Raw genomic sequence first — 14,924 nt, forward strand, 5'->3', positions numbered from 1 at the left:
TCAGCTCGTCGCGACGGCGCCGAGCGTTCCCGGGGCGAGGCCGAGCGTCCACTCGGCGACGTCGGCGACGAAGTGCACGTGCGCCGGGTGGGTGAGGTCGTCGGTGCTGTTCACGTACGAGCCGCCGCCGTCGACCGCGATGAGGATGCGGATGCTCGCCGCCTCCGGGTCGACGGCGGCGAAGTCGCCGGACGCGACGCCGTCCTCGATGATCGCGCGCAGGCGGGCGCGGTCGAGCGAATCCTGCTCTTGCAGGGTGGCCTCGAGGCTCGGGATGAAGCGCGACAGGTGCCGGGCGTTGAGCCACAGGCGGGCGAGGGGCAGGGAGGCGCCCGTCTCGATGTGGTGGACGAAGTGCGCCAGGCGTTCCAGCGGCGAGCCGGCGTCGGGGAAGAACCGCTCGCGTTCGATCGTCGCCGCCCGCACGAACGCCTCGTCGACGAGGTCCTCCGCCGCCGGGAAGTAGTGCGAGATGAGCCCGGGGCGGACGCCGAGGCGGGTGGCGACGGCGCGCAGGGTGATGCGCTCGAGCCCCTCGTCGAGGGCGATGGATGCCGCCTCGGACAGGATCTCCTCCCGTCGCTCCTCCGGCGCTTTCCGGGAGCGGGGAGGGGATGCGCTTGACTCCATGGGTCCCATGCTATTGAATGACTGACCAACAGCTTATTGGGCACATGACCAACAGCAACGATGCTCGGTCAGGAAAGAGGCACCCATGTCCGGAACGCAAGCCCGCGAGGAGCAGTTCGTCGACGCCTCCACACAACCGGAGACGCGCGGCATCGAGGTCATCGGCGACGCCGAGCGGCACGGCCGGGCACGAGACCTCTTCTTCGTGTGGGCCGCCCCCGGCGTCAGCATCCTGAACTTCACCATCGGCGCGACCCTCATCCTGCTCGGGCTCGAGATCTGGCAAGCGATCGCGGTCATCGTCGCCGCGTCCCTGCTCTGGGTCTTCCCCGGACTCATCGCGGCGAGCGGGCCGGCCGCCGGAACCTCCGGTTCGGTCGTGACGCGCGCGATGTACGGCATCCTCGGCAACAAGCTCTTCGTCGCCTTCGTCGGCTGGTTCATCGGCGCCGTCTTCCTCTCGCTGACCTGGCTCGCGTCCTCCTTCATGGGCGCCGACCTGCTGCGCCGCGTCGGCCTGGACGACCCGGTGTGGGTGCCGATCGGCGTCACGATCGTGGTGTCGGCGGTGACCATCCTGGTGGCGATCTTCGGTCACGGGCTGATCCTCCGGATCTATCCGATCCTCGCGATCGTGCTGTTCGACATCTTCATCGTGGTGTCGGGCTTCATCCTCCCGACCGTGGACTGGCAGTACACCGCGCCCGAGCCGCTCGGGGGAGTGGAGCTGTGGTCGGCCGTCTCGATCGGCTTCACGATCCTCGCGTCCACACCGCTGTCGTTCATCAACAGCCCCGACATCGCGCGCTACCTGCCGCGCACGACCCGGCCCGCGAACATCGCCGCCGCGACCGCGCTGGGCGGCGCGCTCCCGTTCATCGTGTTCACCAGTGTCGGAGTGCTGCTGGCCACCGGGTTGAAGGCGAGCGCGTTCGACGCCGGCATCGACGTCGCCCTCTTCGACCTGCTGCCGGAATGGCTCGGGCCGGTGCTCGTCATCGGGGTCGTCCTCAACACGATCGCGCTGAACGCGATGACCACCTACACCTCGAGCATGGCGCTGCAGGCCATCGGATTCCGGCTCAAGCGCATCCCGGCCGCCATCATCGTGGGCGTGGTCGGGACGGCGCTGACCATCTACCTGGTGCTCTCGTCCAGCCTGCTCCAGGCCGCCAACCTGATGCTGCAGTTCCTCGTCATCGTGTCCGGCCCCGCCATGGCGATCTTCGTCGTCGACGTGCTTCGGCGCCGCTACGTGTACGACAGCGTCGACCTGTTCGACACCCGGCGCGGCGCGCCGTTCTGGTTCACGGGCGGGTGGAGCATTCCCGGTATCGCCGCCCTCGTCCTCGGCGGCTTCGTCACCGCCATCTGCCTGTCCACCGACGTGTGGACCGGCCCGATAGCTGCGTCGATCGGCTCCATCGACCTCTCGGTGCCGCTCGGAATGATCGTCGCCGCCACTGTGTACGCCCTGTTGAGCCGCACCCGGCTCGGGAAGGAGGGACGGCTGTGACCGACCCCGCCGAGACCATCCTGTACCGCAACGCCCGCGTCTTCACTGCGGACGCGGACCCGAGCCCCGCCTGGGCGGACGCCTTCACCGTCAGCGGCGACCGGATCGCCTGGGTCGGGCACGACGGCGACGCCACCCCGCCGGCCGACCGTGTCGTCGACCTCGGCGGCCGCCTCGTCCTGCCCGGGTTCACGGACGCGCACACCCACCTGCTGATGATGGGCGCCGCCCTCGGCCAGGTGTACCTGACCGGTGCTCGCGACCTGGACGGCATCCAATCGCTGCTGCGCGAGGCGCGCGCGGCCGACCCCGACGCGACGGTGCTCCGCGGACGCGGCTGGCTGTTCGACGCGGTGCCCGGCGGAGCGCCCACCGCCGGCATGATCGACGCGGCGGTGCGCGATATCCCGGTCTACCTGGATGCGAACGACTACCACTCCTGCTGGCTCAACACGGCGGCGCTGGCCGAGCTCGGCATCACCCGCGAGACGCCCGATCCGATCGGCGGCGAGATCGTGCGCGACGCCGACGGCGAACCGACCGGGCTGCTGCTCGAGACCGCCGCGACCCAGTACGCCTGGGCGCAGCGGGACGCCGCGACCACCGACGCCGACCGGGACGCCCAGGTGGAGCGGACCCTCGCGGCCTATGCGGCGGCCGGGGTGACGGGCGCGGTCGACATGGCGATGGACGCCTACGGCCTGGAGGCGCTCCGGCGTGCGCAGGAGCGTCGCGGAGGAGAGCTGCCGATCCGCATCGCCGCGCACTGGCTCGTGACCAACACGGGCGACGACGAGCAGAACCTCGCGCAGGTCGCGGAGGCAGCGCGCGTTGCGGCCGAGCCATCCTCTCCCCGGCTGCGTGTGATCGGGATCAAGCTGATCCTGGACGGCGTGATCGACGCCTGCACCGCGGCGATGCGCCAGCCGTACGCGAACGGCGAGAACGCCGACCCGATCTGGCCGCTGGAGCGTCTGACGCCCGTCGTGGTCGCCGCCGACGCCGCCGGCCTGCAGATCGCGCAGCACGCGATCGGAGACTACGCGAGCCAGATCGCACTCGACGCGCTGGAGCGCGCCGTCGCCGAGAACGGGGAGCTGCCGCGGCGTCACCGCATCGAGCACCTGGAGTACGCCGCACCCGGAACGGCCGAGCGGATGGCGCGCCTCGGTGTCACGGCGTCGATGCAGCCGGTCCACGCCGACCCGGCGATCTTCGACAACTGGATGCAGATGCTCGGCGACGACCGGGTCGAACGCGCCTTCCCGTGGCCGGAATACGAGGACGCCGGAGCGCTTCTCGCGTTCTCGACGGACTCGCCGACGGCCCCTCACGACGCCCTGGCCAACATGTACGTCGCCGCGACGCGCGCGTCGGCCCTGGTGCCCTCGGTGACCGCGGTGCAGCCGCAGTACGCCCTGCCTCTCGAGCGCGCCATCGCGCACGCCACGCGGGATGCCGCCGCCTCCGTCGGAGACGGCTCCTGGCGCGGGCGGATCGCGCCGGGCCACGCAGCGGACGTCATCGTGCTCGACGCGGATGTGTTCGCGCAAGACCCCTCGTCGCTGCTGAGCGCCCGGGTCGTCCAGACCATCGTCGGCGGACGGACGGTGTACTCGGGCTAGGCCCTCGAACCGAGGCCGCCGAGGCCATCGCCCTCCGGATATCCAACGTTGTAGAGTGGGACGATAGCCCACCAGGAGGACGAATGGCAGCGACGCTGCACGACGTGAGCCGGCTCGCCGGGGTGTCGATCAAGACGGTCTCGAACGTGATCAACGACTACCCGTACGTGCGGGACAGCACGCGTCAGCGCGTCCTCGCGGCCATCGCCGAACTCGACTACACGCCCAACCTGTCGGCACGCAGCCTGCGGTCCGGGCGCACCAACGTCATCAGCCTCATCATCCCGGAGCTGCGGAACGCGTACTTCGCCGAGCTCGCGGATTCGGTCATGCGGGCGGCACGCGAGCGCGGGCTGTCGGTGCTGATCGAGCAGTTCGGCAACGACCGCGCCAGCGAGCTGTCCGTGCTGCGCAACCGCAGCGGCCGCATGGTCGACGGCATCCTCTACAGCGTGCTCGGTCTGGATGAGTCGGACCGGGAGGCCATCGCCGAAGTCAGCACGCCCATGGTGCTGCTGGGCGAACGGATCTTCAACGGTCCCAAAGACCACGTGACGATGCAGAACGTCGAGGGATCCCGCGCCGCCACCGAACTCGTCCTGGCCGGCGGCCGCCGTCGGGTGCTCGCGCTCGGTGCGCACCCCGGCGAGGTGATCGGCTCCGCCGGGCTGCGCCTCGCGGGGTACCGGGAGGCGTTGGAGGCCGCGGGCGTCGCGTACGACGAGCGCTTCGTCGTGCCCGCCGGCACCTGGCACCGTGCCGACGGCGCGCGCGCCATGCGCGCCTTCCTGGAGACGGGCCTCGAGTTCGACGCCGTCGTGGCCTTCAACGACACCCTCGCACTCGGTGCCCTCCGCGTGCTGCAGGAGGCCGGCTACCGCGTGCCGGAGGACGTCGCCCTGATCGGCTTCGACGACATCGACGAGACGCACTACTCCATGCCGACCCTCTCGACGATCGACCCCGGACGCGACGACATCGCCCGCCGCGCCGTCGACCTGCTGATCCGGCGGATCGAAGAGGACGCGGACACCCTGGAGCCGGAGGAGATCGCGGTGCCGTTCCGCGTCATCCAGCGCGAGTCGACGCCGCCGGCGCCGGCCTTCGCGGACGCTGCTGCTCCCGACGAGGCGCCGGTACCCGCCGAGGCGTGAGTAAATAGTCGGCCGTGCTGCTCACCGCCGTCAGCTTGCTGGCTTTCCCGCTGAGAGTGCAGCCCGCGCGAGCGAGCAGCCGGCGATAGCAGGCGCGCCGTAGGTCAGAATGGTGATGCGGGGGGACGATTCGATGGAACACCAATTGCGTCGCGGGCGGCGGCAGCCGGGCAATGACCGCACGCCGATCGAAGGGGGACTGCCGTGAACGCGAAGTCGTACAGCAGGCTTCCTGGACTGGAGGCGATCTACCTCGAAGACAGCTGGGTGCTTTCCATCGAAGTCACGCCAGGACGGGTTGAGTTCCAGCTGGAGGCAGTTCTTCTGCGCCACCACCCCGAATACCACCCACCGAAGCCGGGCGAGGCGCACTGCTATCGACGAGCCACCCTCACCTTCGGGGATGTCGGCGGCGTCGAATGGAGCGGGATGAGACCTCCAGCCGTAGATGCATCGGGTGAAATCGACTATGGCAACATCGATTCCCTGACAGGCTCGGGTGAGCACTATGACCTCGAGGGCGACTGGGGCGAGATGCGCGTTCAGGCCCGCACGCTCGGCTTCACTCTTCGCTCGCTCCTCGGCTCGTGCCAGCCGGGCGAAGAGAACGAGAATGCTTATTGTCGAGTCTGTGGATACGAACCCCCAGAACCTCCCTGGGGCGACAGCGGCGTGGATCCGTTGTGGGAATCCTGTCCGTGCTGTGGCGTGGAGTATGGCTACCAAGACGCGACGGCGGAGGGCGTGCTGCGCTTTCGGGCACGGTGGCTGAACGCGGGCGCCCAGTGGGCCGATCCCTCCATTCCCGAAGACGGGCTCACGACCGGAATGCGGCTACGACGGGTGCCGAATCCGCTTGACTAGGACAGTGGGCGAAGTGGAACCCGAGGACGTGGTCGCGGAAGCGCACACCAGTGCGTCACGAGACCATTCGTCGCTGTGGATCGGGTTGATGCGGGTGCTCACTGCCCGACTCGAACAGCTTCCGGTACCCGCAGAAGTCGTCCCTGTCCGGGAGGTTGCCCACCGATACTGGTACGGGGCACGTGGCGACCCCGCTCAGCTGGTGGCGGCCAAGGAGCTCGCCTGGTCGTTTCTCAAGAAGTATCCTCCCGGCACGGATGTGACAACCCGCGAGGGTCGACTCGTGAGGGCCTGGCTCTGCGTACTCGAGCCGAACGGCGATGATGAAGAAATTTCGATGACAACCGAGTGGTTTTCTGCCATGCTCTCGGATCTCCCAGCCGACTAGTCTGTTGCGCTCGGCGCCCAAGCGCTCAGGTCACACCGGTTGCTCGGCCGCCGCTTCCTCAGCCCAGCGCCGCGTCGATCGCGGCGAGCACGTCGCCCGTCAACTCCGGCCCGTCGAGCGCGCCGAGGTTCTGTTCCAACTGCTGGACGCTGCTCGCGCCGATGATCGCCGAGACGACGACGGGGTTGCGGAGCACCCACTGCAGCGCGAGCTGGGCGAGCGTCTGTCCGCGCCCGGCGGCGATGTCGTTGAGCGCACGCACGCGGGTGAGCACGTCCTCGGTGAGGTCGGACTCGTGCAGGAAGGCGCTGGTGACCGCGCGCGATCCCTCCGGCACTCCGCCCAGATAGCGGTCGGTCAGGAGGCCCTGGGCGAGCGGCGAGAACACGATGGCCGCGGCGCCCGCCTGCTCCACCGCATCCAGCACGCCGTCTTCGGGCGAGCGGTCGAAGAGGGAGTAGCGCGGCTGGTGCAGCAGCAGCGGCGTGCCGGAGCCGGCCAGCAGGGCGGCAGCCGCGGTGGTGCGTTCTGCGCCGTAGTTCGAGATCGCGGGGTAGAGCGCTTTGCCTCGCTCGACGGCGGTAGTGAGCGCGCCCATCGACTCCTCGAGCGGTGTCTCGAGGTCGGGCCGGTGGTGGTAGAAGACGTCCACATAGTCGAGGCCGAGGCGCGCGAGGCTCTGGTCGAGGGACGACAGGAGGTACTTGCGCGATCCGTGGTCGCCGTACGGGCCGGGCCACATCAGGTAACCGGCTTTGGTGGAGACGACGATCTCGTCCCGGTGGGCCTTCAGATCGGTGGCGAGGATGCGGCCGAACACCTCCTCGGCAGCGCCGGGGGGAGGCCCGTAGTTGTTCGCCAGGTCGAAGTGCGTGATCCCGGCATCGAAGGCCCGGAGCACGATCGCGCGCTGCGTCTCGAAGGAGCGCGCGCTCCCGAAGTTCTGCCAGAGCCCCAGCGACAGCGGGGGCAGCAGCAGTCCGCTGCGGCCGGCGCGCCGGTAGGGCATCGAGTCGTATCGGGCGGGATCGGCGACGAAAGTCATGCGGCAGGCTCCTGATCGGCGGGGGTGCGGAGCAACGGTACCGCGGATGCGCTTCACCCGCGGTACCGCGCCGCCACGATGCGCGTGTCAGTATCGCGCGTCAGGAGGCGAGCGCCTCCACCAAAGCCTTCGCGACCGCCTCGCTCGACTGCGGGTTCTGGCCGCTGATCAGATTGCCGTCTCGCACGACGTGCGAGGTCCACGCGTCGCCGTCCTCGACGAGCGCACCGCGCTCGCGCAGGGTGGAGGAGACGAACCAGGGGGTGTTCTCGCCGAGACCGCCGGTGCGCTCCTCCTCGTCCGTGAAGACCGTCAGGCGTCGGTCGGCGAAGGTGAACGCGCCGGACGCGTCGACGGCGCTGAGCAGGCCGGCGGGCCCGTGGCAGAAGGGCGCGATCAGCGTCCCGCGCGCATCCGCCTCGCTCAGGAGGGAGCCAAGTGCGGCATCGAACGCCAGGTCGGCCATCGGGCCGTGGCCGCCCGGCAGCACGACCGCGTCGTAGTCGGCGGCGACCGCCGAGTCGAGCGCGAGAGGATGCGCCAGGTCGTCCGCGATCTGGGAGAGGTAGGCGCGGAAGTCGTCGACCTTCGCCTGGTCGCCGACGATCTCGGCCGTGAGCGAACCGGGGTCGACGGTCGGGATGCGGCCGCCGGGCGTCGCGATGGTGATCGTGTGCCCCGCAGCCGTCAGGTCGCGGTGCGCGACGACCAGCTCTTCGGCCCAGAAACCGGTGGGATGCGCGGAGCCGTCCGCGAGGGTCAGGGAGTCGGCCACGGTCACGACCATCAGGATGTTCGACATGGGGGTCCTTTCGACTCCCCGATTGTGGCGGCCCGCCGCGGTCGTTCCCGATCGGTGCGACCGCACCCGGGCATCGGAAATCTTGGGACGGTCAGCGCAGACAGCGGCGGAGGAACTCCGCGGCGGCGCCCAGCTGCGCATCCCGCTCCCACTCGCGACCGCGCGTCGCCAGGTACAGCGTGTTGAGTGGCGGCACCTCGGGGGAGTGGAGGGCGACCAGCGTTCCCTCGGCCAGGTCGCCCTCCACGAGGTAACGGGGGAGGACGGAGAGGCCGGCGCCTGCGAGCACGGCCGAGCGGATGCCGCGGAGGTCCGGGATGATCGCCGCGATCGTCGCGGGTTCCGGCCGCTTCCCGAACTCGCTGCGCCAGTAGCGCCGGATGATCGGCAGGTTCTCGGCGTACGCGACCACGGGCACCTCGTCGAGGGTCGCGCCCGTCCAGCGCGGCGCGGCGACGAGCACGAACTCCTCGTCGTACACGGGAACGCTGGTGATGCCGCGGCGGCGCGGGGGCACCGCGCTCACGACGATGTCGAGCGATCGGGCGGCCAGCTGGTCGAGCAGGTCGTCGGCGAGGCCGAACACGAACCGCAGGGTCGCATCCACCGCGTCCCGCGCCTCGGCGATGCGCGGCAGAACCATCAGCGAGAGGATGTCGGCAGCGCCGCCGATGTGCACCGATCGGCGCAGCGGGCCGGGCGTGCCGGCACCGGCCGTGGCATCCTCGATCGCGTCGAGATGCGCGGCCACCTCCCGGGCCAGCTCGGTGCCTTTGGGCGTGGCCGAGACGCCGGCCGGCCCTCGGGTGAAGACGGCGTATCCGAGCGACCGCTCCAGCGCATGGATGTGCGCGGAGACGGTCGGCTGCGAAATCCCCAGCAGGTCGGCGGCGCGGGTCAGCGAGCCGGTCCGCCACACCGTCACGAACGTGCGCAGGTGGTCGAGGCTCTGGCTGGTCACGGGGTCACCCTATGCGACGGCGGGTGTCATCCGATGCCGAACAGGGCTCTCGCGTTGCCGGATGCGAACGCGCCCCGGGCGGTCTCGTCGGGCAACGCATCGAGGAAGACCTCGATCTCGTCGGAGGTCGGAAGCTGGAACGGGTAGTCGGTGGAGAACAGGATGCGGTCCGGCGTCGTCACCGCGAGCGCATGGTGGAGCATGGCCGGGTCCAGCATCCCGGATGCCGTGATCCAGACGTTCTGCTGCAGGTATTCGGTGATCGACCGCTCGAGTCCCGCGGCGCGGGCGAGCCCGTCCGCCCGCTGGTGCCAGAACAGGAGCAGTTCACCCCAGTGGCCGAGAACGAGCTGCAGGTTCGGGTGCCGATCGAGCACGCCGCGTGTCATCAGCCGGAGGGCCGCCGTGCCCGCTTCGAGGTGCCAGCCCCACCCGAAGGTGGCGAGGGCGAGGTCGGCGAGGTCGCTGAAGCCGCTGTAGCTGGTGGCGCGAACCATGGCCGGCGGGATCTGCGGGTGGATGAAGATCGGCTGCCGCAGCCGGGCCGCGACCGCCCAGAGGTCGTCGAAGCGGGGGTCGTCGAGCAGGATGTCGCCGGCGCGGCCGTGAACCATCGCGCCGGTGAGGCCGAGTGCGGATGCCCGTTCGAGCTCCCCGGCCGCGTCCGCGGGGTCAGTCAGCGGCAGCGTCGCCATTGCCCGGAACCGGTCGGGATGGGTGCTCACGATCGAGGCCGCAGCATCGTTGGCCTCGCGGCTGAGCATCGCGGCATCCGCCCTCGAAAGACCCTGTGCTCCTGGGGGTGCCAGCGACAGCACCTGCAGCGCGACGCCCTGCGCATCCATCGTCGCGATCCTGTCGGCGTCCACGTCGGCGAGCCGGCTTCGCGCACCGCCGTGGTCGTTGAGTGCGAGGCTCTCGTCGCGGACTCCGGGCGGCTGCGCTCGGAGTGCTGCGTCGATGCCGTCGAAGGTCCAGTGCTCCTCGATGCCGACCAGACCCGGCGTCGTGGCCTGCGTGTTCTCGCTCATGGCATCTCCTGTCAGTTCTGGGAGGTCGATACAGAGGAATTCGCTCATCGGCCGTTGAGCGACGGTATCACAGTCGCTCAACAGCTGTAGAGTGAACGCATGGACGCCTCTCCCTCGCGCGCAGAACGCCGCGCCGCGACCGCCGCCCGGATCCTCGATGCCGCGCAGGCCGAGTTCGGTGCCCATGGCGCAGAAGGAGCGACCATCCGGGGCATCGCGCGACGCGCCGGCGTGGATCCGTCCCTCGTGCTCCAGCACTACGGCTCCAAGCAGGGGCTGTTCGCGCTCGCCGTCCGCCCGGCCGCCGATCTCACGGCCGAAGGGGTGCCGGCCCACCTGGCGGAGGTGCTCGAGGCCCGGTTGACGGACCTCTCGCCTGCGACCAAAGCGCTCATGCGGTCGATGCTCACCTCTGCTGAGGCTGCTGCGGTGATGCGCGAGTATCTCCAGGAGCGCACCGAGAACCTGGCCCGCACGTTCTCGGGTGACGACGCCGAGCTGCGCGCTGCGGCGATCGTCTCGAGCATCCTCGGCGTCACCATCGCCCGGCACTTCCTCGACCTCGCGCCGCTGAAGGATGCCGATGAGGCTCAGATCGCGGCCCTGACGACCACCTGGCTGTCACCGCTCACCTGACGGCGCGCCGGTCGATCCCGGCGCGGGCTGACCTGCTCGACTAGCCGACCGGCAGTCCGACTCGGCTGCTCTCCAGTGCCGCGCGCAGCCGCGCGAGGACCGGGCCCATCGCATCGATATCCGACGGCGTCATGTCGGGGGACACGAGTTCGGCGAGGCGCTCGCGGAACGTGCTCTCGGCTTCGGCGACGAGGTCCGCGCCCGCGGGCGTGAGGCTGACCAGGGACGAGCGCCCGTCTGCCGGATTCGGATGGCGGGTGACCCAGCCTCGGGTTTCGAGGCGGTCGACGCCTTTGCTGATCGCGCCGATCCCCGCGGCGAAGTTCGTGGCGACATCAGCGATGCGGGAGCCGGGGTGGTCGCGGAAGTAGCGGAGGAACTCGTATTGCGAGGTCGCGATGCCGTGCTCTCGGCGCAGTGTCTCGCCGATCGCGTTGTACAGCCGCGTCTCGCACCGGACCAGGTCGTCGAACAGCCGGACGAGGCCGTCGGTTGCACTTTTAGTTGCCACGGCATACATTCTACGAGATACTTGCCACGGCAAGTAATCGGAGACGAGGAGAGAACATGAGCAGGGAACAGCGACGAGCACTCGACAGGCAGCTGCGCGAGGCGCCGCAGCCGGACGGACCGGTCTCGGTCGAGAGCATGCGAGAGGGCTTCGCCCGGCTGATGAGCCAGTTCCCCATCCCCTCCTCCGTCCGCCGGACCCCTACCGAGGTCGCCGGCCGACCGGCGGTTCTCGTGGAGCCGTCCACGAACCAGCGCCCCGGCACGATGCTCTACTTCCACGGAGGCTCGTTCTCGCTCGGTTCGCCCGAGACGGCGATGGCGCTGACGGCGCATCTGGTCGAGCGGACCGGGGTACGGGCGCTCTCGCTCGACTACCGGCTCGCGCCCGAACACCCCTTCCCCGCCGCGATCGACGACTGTCTGGCCGCCTACCGGGCCCTGCTGGACGACGGCGTCGACGCCGCGTCGATCGTGCTGGCCGGCGACTCCGCGGGCGGAGGGCTGGCGGTCACGACGACCCTCGCGGCACGGGATGCGGGTCTCCCGGTCCCCGCGGGCATCGTCGCCTTCTCGCCAGGGCTCGACCACACGCGCTCCGGCGAGTCGATGACGACGAAGCAGGGGGTCGATCCCTTCTTCACCGCCGAAGGGATGCGTCGCACCGGCGAGCTCTACCTCGACGGTCAGGATCCGCACCAGCCGCTGCTCGCCCCCGCGGTCCTCGGCGACCTGAGCGGGTTCCCGCCGATGCTGCTGCAGGTCGGCACCAACGAGCTGCTGCTCGACGACTCCGTGCGGCTCGCCGACCGGGCGTGGGAGGCGGACGTCGACGTGATCCTCGATGTGGTCGCGGACGTCCCCCATGTGTTCCCCGCCTTCGTGGGGATGCTCGACGAAGCGGACGAGGCCGTCGACCGGGCGGTGTTGTTCATCACGCAGCGGCTGCGCACCCGCTGACCGTACCGAGAGCGGCCGGGATCAGGCCTGCCGGGGCTGCTCGGCTTCCTCGTCGGCGAGGATGTCGTCGGCGTTAGCCGCGATCCATGACATCAGGGGCAGCAGGTGCTCGGTCAGCTCGTGGCCGCGGGCGGTGAGGCTGTAGTCCACCCGCGGCGGGATGGTCGGCTGCGCCGTGCGGAGCACGAAGCCGTCGGCCTCGAGGGTGCGGAGCGTCTGCGCCAGCATCTTCTCGCTGATGCCCTGCACCGTTCGGCGCAGCTCGCCCCAGCGGAGGTCGCTCTGCGAGAGCGCCACGAGCACCAGCACACCCCAGGTGCTGGTGACGTGGTTGAGGACGATTCGGGTGGGGCACGCCGACGGGAGCACGCCGTCGGTGAAGCCGAAGCCGTTGAGTGACGCAAGACTGGTGTCCACGTCAGTAACTTACCAAAAAGTGGGTACCTGCGATGGGGAAGTAATGGATGCGGAGATGAGTTGCCTCCGATGTCCGATCGAAAGGAACCCATCATGACCATCGTCGTCACCGGCGCCACCGGCCACCTCGGCCGCCTCACCGTCGACTCCCTGCTCGCCCGCGGCGTCGCCGCCTCCGACATCCGCGCGGCCGGCCGTTCCGCCGAGCGGCTCGCCCCGCTCGCAGCGCGGGGCGTCCAGACCGCCGTCATCGACTTCGAGAAGCCCGAGACGCTCACGGAGGCCTTCGCCGGTGCGGACGCCGTGCTGATCGTGTCCGGCTCGGAGGTCGGCAAGCGGGTGCAGCAGCACCGCAACGCGATCGAAGCCGCCGAGGCCGCGGGCGTCGGCCGGCTCGTCTACACGAGCGCACCGCACGCGACCGACGGGGCGCTCGTGCTGGCCCCGGAGCACAAGGCGACCGAGGAGCTCCTCACCGCGTCGTCGCTGCCCGTGACGATCCTCCGCAACAACTGGTACACCGAGAACTACACCGGCCTGATCGACCAGGCCGCCGCGACCGGCGAGATCGTCGGCAGCGCCGGCGACGGACGGGTCGCGAGCGCCTCCCGCAAGGACTACGCCGAGGCCGCCGCCGTCGTGCTGACGACCCCGGGCCACGAGGATGCGGTCTACGAGCTGAGCGGCGACACCGCCTGGACGTTCGACGAGCTGGCATCCGTCCTCGGCGAACTGGTGGGCCGCGACGTCGTCTACCGGTCGGTCTCGCCGGAGGAGCACACGCGCATCCTCACCGACGCCGGACTCGACGAGGGCACGGCCGGATTCGTCGTCGCACTCGACGGCAACATCCGGGACGGCGAGCTCGCCGACGCCCACAGCACGCTCGCGGAGCTCATCGGCCGCCCGACGACGCCCCTCGCTCAGGGACTCGCGGAGTCGCGCTCCGAGGCCGCGGCCTAGTCGCACCCCTCACGAGAGCCCGTGTTCGTTCCGAATGCGGGCTCTCGCGCTTTTGCCGCGCCCACCGGTTCGCGTGCCCGCTCGCGTCGCTCGGAATCTCCAGGCGTGATGGGGAGCTATAACTAAAATTAGAAATCTAAATAAAGCACGGAAACCGAGAATGTATGTAAAACATGTCAAGTCCACTCTTTAGTGGACTGTGGTTCGTCTACATCCCTGCGAGGCTGCGAGAACGTACCGATATGGCCGCACGTCTGAAGGGAAACTCGATGCAGTCACGACGAAGAGGACGCATTGGGCTGGGAATCATCGCCTCAGGAGTTCTCACTCTTGGCGGCCTAGCGCCCGCCGCCAACGCCGATGCAGCGCGAGGCGCGGAAGATTCGACCGTGACCGCCCTCAGCAATCTGGGTCTACTAGCCCCGGTTGCAATGGCGCGATCCGTAGATTCACTCCCGGCGGGTAGCGGCGTTCTGACTTCCGCGGACGGGTTGACCGTCGTACTGGAAAACACCACTCTGTCGATGAAGCCTGCTACGCGGACCGAGCCGAGGCTAGCAAGTGGGGCACTCGTATACGACAGTTCTCATGGCTATTCATATGCGCTCACTGGACACTCAAGCGCAGCAGATGCTGGCTATGTCGTCATCGACCAAGAAAATGCGCCCCGCTCTTACGCTTTTGAGATCTCAGCCAACGGCCAGCCAGCGGTCTTGGAGCTGAAGGAGGGGCGCGTCCTCGTCAAGGACGTGTCGGGTGACGTCGTCAATGTCATTTCCCCTGCTTGGGCTGTCGACGCCGCAGGCAACGATGTTGCGACCACCTATAGCGTCAGCGGGTCCACGCTCACCCAATACGTTGAGCACCATGGAGCGGCTTACCCGGTGGTGGCGGACCCTCGGGTTGCGTGCAGTGGGCTCTTCTGCACGCTCGAGCTAACGAAGAGAGAAACAGGTCAGCTCGCCGACAACGCGCTGAACGCGAGCGTCGTATGCGGAATCACGGGCCCGGCCGTCGTCCTCTGTACCGCCGCGGTTCTTGCGGGATGGGCGCAGGCTAATGTGGCACGGAACACGGGACAGTGTTTCGGAACCCGCTGGGCGAATTACCCACTTCCAAACGGTTTTCACAATGTCTACGTCCGCTGCTACGCCTGACGAGGGAGGCTGACGATGTCGAGAAACGAGCAACGGCCGGCGGACGATCCGTTCCGTGACGTGGTAAGGAGTGGCCTGTTCGCATGGATCTACTGGTCGCTGACCCTCGCGGCCATCGTGGCGGTGGTCGTCGGCATCTTCGGTGATACGTCTCAACGTGTCATCACCGGCGTGGTCGTCTTCGTCGTGATCGTCGTGCTCGCGACGCTCCGCTTCATCCTCGCCGCGAGGCTTCGTCACCGGCGGTCGTAATCGGCCGGCCTGC

Annotated in this window: 17 protein-coding genes; 10 read left to right on the top strand and 7 right to left on the bottom strand. The window is 69.2% G+C overall.

Going from position 1 to position 14,924, the window contains the following annotated elements:
- Positions 1–630 (bottom strand): TetR family transcriptional regulator, encoded by a 630-nt coding sequence (locus J2Y42_RS07345; RefSeq protein WP_309856338.1) that lies wholly within the window; start codon positions 628–630, stop codon positions 1–3.
- Positions 631–715: 85 nt separating this feature from the next.
- Here J2Y42_RS07345 and J2Y42_RS07350 point away from each other — a divergent pair, with 85 nt between their 5' ends.
- The 5 genes from J2Y42_RS07350 to J2Y42_RS07370 all read left to right on the top strand — a co-directional run bounded on the left by J2Y42_RS07350 (position 716) and on the right by J2Y42_RS07370 (position 6,177).
- On the top strand, positions 716–2,146 hold the full coding sequence (locus J2Y42_RS07350) for a cytosine permease (protein WP_309856340.1): 1,431 nt from the start codon (positions 716–718) through the stop codon (positions 2,144–2,146).
- On the top strand, positions 2,143–3,771 hold the full coding sequence (locus J2Y42_RS07355; protein WP_309856343.1) for an amidohydrolase: 1,629 nt from the start codon (positions 2,143–2,145) through the stop codon (positions 3,769–3,771). The genes J2Y42_RS07350 and J2Y42_RS07355 overlap by 4 nt, the downstream gene beginning before the upstream one ends.
- 83 nt (positions 3,772–3,854) lie before the next feature.
- The gene (locus J2Y42_RS07360) at positions 3,855–4,925 is read left to right on the top strand and encodes a LacI family DNA-binding transcriptional regulator (RefSeq protein WP_309856345.1); all 1,071 of its coding nucleotides are present in this window, start codon (positions 3,855–3,857) and stop codon (positions 4,923–4,925) included.
- A 204-nt stretch (positions 4,926–5,129) separates the two neighbouring features.
- Positions 5,130–5,789 (top strand): hypothetical protein, encoded by a 660-nt coding sequence (locus tag J2Y42_RS07365; protein WP_309856347.1) that lies wholly within the window; start codon positions 5,130–5,132, stop codon positions 5,787–5,789.
- Positions 5,790–5,793: 4 nt separating this feature from the next.
- Positions 5,794–6,177 (top strand): hypothetical protein, encoded by a 384-nt coding sequence (locus J2Y42_RS07370; protein ID WP_309856349.1) that lies wholly within the window; start codon positions 5,794–5,796, stop codon positions 6,175–6,177.
- A gap of 58 nt (positions 6,178–6,235) precedes the next feature.
- Here J2Y42_RS07370 and J2Y42_RS07375 read toward each other — a convergent pair whose 3' ends face one another.
- The 4 genes from J2Y42_RS07375 to J2Y42_RS07390 all read right to left on the bottom strand — a co-directional run bounded on the left by J2Y42_RS07375 (position 6,236) and on the right by J2Y42_RS07390 (position 10,016).
- The gene (locus J2Y42_RS07375; RefSeq protein WP_309856352.1) at positions 6,236–7,222 is read right to left on the bottom strand and encodes an aldo/keto reductase; all 987 of its coding nucleotides are present in this window, start codon (positions 7,220–7,222) and stop codon (positions 6,236–6,238) included.
- A gap of 100 nt (positions 7,223–7,322) precedes the next feature.
- Positions 7,323–8,024 carry a type 1 glutamine amidotransferase domain-containing protein gene (locus J2Y42_RS07380; RefSeq protein ID WP_309856354.1) on the bottom strand — a complete coding sequence of 234 codons (702 nt, stop codon included), beginning with the start codon at positions 8,022–8,024 and terminating at the stop codon, positions 7,323–7,325.
- 91 nt (positions 8,025–8,115) lie between these two features.
- On the bottom strand, positions 8,116–8,985 hold the full coding sequence (locus J2Y42_RS07385) for a LysR family transcriptional regulator (protein WP_309856357.1): 870 nt from the start codon (positions 8,983–8,985) through the stop codon (positions 8,116–8,118).
- A gap of 26 nt (positions 8,986–9,011) precedes the next feature.
- On the bottom strand, positions 9,012–10,016 hold the full coding sequence (locus tag J2Y42_RS07390; protein ID WP_309856359.1) for an amidohydrolase family protein: 1,005 nt from the start codon (positions 10,014–10,016) through the stop codon (positions 9,012–9,014).
- 99 nt (positions 10,017–10,115) lie between these two features.
- On the opposite strand from J2Y42_RS07390, the gene J2Y42_RS07395 reads away from it, so the two are divergent.
- The gene (locus J2Y42_RS07395; RefSeq protein WP_309856362.1) at positions 10,116–10,652 is read left to right on the top strand and encodes a TetR family transcriptional regulator; all 537 of its coding nucleotides are present in this window, start codon (positions 10,116–10,118) and stop codon (positions 10,650–10,652) included.
- 40 nt (positions 10,653–10,692) lie between these two features.
- Here the strand turns inward: J2Y42_RS07395 and J2Y42_RS07400 are convergent, their stop codons facing one another.
- Entirely contained in the window at positions 10,693–11,163 is a 471-nt protein-coding gene (locus J2Y42_RS07400; protein ID WP_309856364.1) for a MarR family transcriptional regulator, read from the bottom strand.
- A gap of 56 nt (positions 11,164–11,219) precedes the next feature.
- Here J2Y42_RS07400 and J2Y42_RS07405 point away from each other — a divergent pair, with 56 nt between their 5' ends.
- On the top strand, positions 11,220–12,122 hold the full coding sequence (locus J2Y42_RS07405; protein ID WP_309856367.1) for an alpha/beta hydrolase: 903 nt from the start codon (positions 11,220–11,222) through the stop codon (positions 12,120–12,122).
- Positions 12,123–12,143: 21 nt separating this feature from the next.
- On the opposite strand, the gene J2Y42_RS07410 is transcribed toward J2Y42_RS07405, so the two are convergent.
- The gene (locus tag J2Y42_RS07410; protein WP_309856370.1) at positions 12,144–12,539 is read right to left on the bottom strand and encodes a helix-turn-helix domain-containing protein; all 396 of its coding nucleotides are present in this window, start codon (positions 12,537–12,539) and stop codon (positions 12,144–12,146) included.
- A 93-nt stretch (positions 12,540–12,632) separates the two neighbouring features.
- Between J2Y42_RS07410 and J2Y42_RS07415 the strand changes: the two genes are divergently transcribed.
- From J2Y42_RS07415 to J2Y42_RS07425, 3 genes are all read left to right on the top strand, one after another.
- Positions 12,633–13,502 (top strand): SDR family oxidoreductase, encoded by an 870-nt coding sequence (locus tag J2Y42_RS07415; RefSeq protein ID WP_309856372.1) that lies wholly within the window; start codon positions 12,633–12,635, stop codon positions 13,500–13,502.
- A 389-nt stretch (positions 13,503–13,891) separates the two neighbouring features.
- Positions 13,892–14,659 (top strand): hypothetical protein, encoded by a 768-nt coding sequence (locus tag J2Y42_RS07420; RefSeq protein WP_309856375.1) that lies wholly within the window; start codon positions 13,892–13,894, stop codon positions 14,657–14,659.
- Positions 14,660–14,674: 15 nt separating this feature from the next.
- Entirely contained in the window at positions 14,675–14,911 is a 237-nt protein-coding gene (locus J2Y42_RS07425; RefSeq protein ID WP_309856377.1) for a hypothetical protein, read from the top strand.
- Positions 14,912–14,924: the final 13 nt, after the last annotated feature.

The sequence above is a fragment of the Leifsonia sp. 1010 genome (genome assembly GCF_031455295.1).
GTDB lineage: Bacteria > Actinomycetota > Actinomycetes > Actinomycetales > Microbacteriaceae > Leifsonia.

Excerpts from the sequence above, each read along its gene's own strand:
- J2Y42_RS07345 (WP_309856338.1), bottom strand. The coding sequence starts at position 630 with ATGGAGTCAAGCGCATCCCCTCCCCGCTCCCGGAAAGCGCCGGAGGAG.
- J2Y42_RS07350 (WP_309856340.1), top strand. The coding sequence starts at position 716 with ATGTCCGGAACGCAAGCCCGCGAGGAGCAGTTCGTCGACGCCTCCACA.
- J2Y42_RS07415 (WP_309856372.1), top strand. The coding sequence starts at position 12,633 with ATGACCATCGTCGTCACCGGCGCCACCGGCCACCTCGGCCGCCTCACC.
- J2Y42_RS07395 (WP_309856362.1), top strand. The coding sequence starts at position 10,116 with ATGGACGCCTCTCCCTCGCGCGCAGAACGCCGCGCCGCGACCGCCGCC.
- J2Y42_RS07425 (WP_309856377.1), top strand. The coding sequence starts at position 14,675 with ATGTCGAGAAACGAGCAACGGCCGGCGGACGATCCGTTCCGTGACGTG.
- J2Y42_RS07380 (WP_309856354.1), bottom strand. The coding sequence starts at position 8,024 with ATGTCGAACATCCTGATGGTCGTGACCGTGGCCGACTCCCTGACCCTC.
- J2Y42_RS07390 (WP_309856359.1), bottom strand. The coding sequence starts at position 10,016 with ATGAGCGAGAACACGCAGGCCACGACGCCGGGTCTGGTCGGCATCGAG.
- J2Y42_RS07405 (WP_309856367.1), top strand. The coding sequence starts at position 11,220 with ATGAGCAGGGAACAGCGACGAGCACTCGACAGGCAGCTGCGCGAGGCG.
- J2Y42_RS07375 (WP_309856352.1), bottom strand. The coding sequence starts at position 7,222 with ATGACTTTCGTCGCCGATCCCGCCCGATACGACTCGATGCCCTACCGG.
- J2Y42_RS07360 (WP_309856345.1), top strand. The coding sequence starts at position 3,855 with ATGGCAGCGACGCTGCACGACGTGAGCCGGCTCGCCGGGGTGTCGATC.